Raw genomic sequence first — 452 nt, 5'->3', positions numbered from 1 at the left:
GACAGCAGCGTCACCTGCGGAACACCCAGGCGCTCCGCCAGCAGCGCCGGCAGCACACCCATCACCCCGTCCGTCGAGGCCATACCGCAGATCACCAGGTCGTAGCCGGTCTTCTCGACCGCCTTCGCCAAAACCAGCGACGTGCCCATCACATCCGTACCGTGCAGATCGTCGTCCTCGACGTGAACCGCCTTGTCCGCACCCATCGACAACGCCTTGCGCAACGCGTCCTTGGCATCCTCCGGACCCACCGTCACCACGGTGATCTCCGCATCGTCCGCCTCGTCAGCGATCTGCAACGCCTGCTCGACCGCGTACTCGTCCAGCTCCGACAACAGACCGTCGACATCCTCACGGTCCAGCGTCAGGTCATCGGCGAAACGCCGGTCACCGGTCGCGTCGGGCACGTACTTCACACAGACAACGATCCTCAAGCTCACGCCGGCTCTCCT

The 452-nt window shown here is 64.8% G+C and carries 1 protein-coding gene; it reads right to left on the bottom strand.

The annotated features are described in order from the left end of the window. The coding region (locus JS521_RS36065) for an electron transfer flavoprotein subunit beta/FixA family protein (protein WP_205087043.1) at window positions 1-440 on the bottom strand (440 nt) is incomplete at its 3' end. Between the last annotated feature and the right edge of the window lie 12 nt (window positions 441-452).

This window comes from Streptomyces durocortorensis (assembly GCF_016901035.1).
GTDB lineage: Bacteria > Actinomycetota > Actinomycetes > Streptomycetales > Streptomycetaceae > Streptomyces > Streptomyces durocortorensis.
The sequence above is the reverse complement of the archived record's forward strand: the minus strand, read 5'-3'. Positions and strand labels throughout refer to the sequence as shown.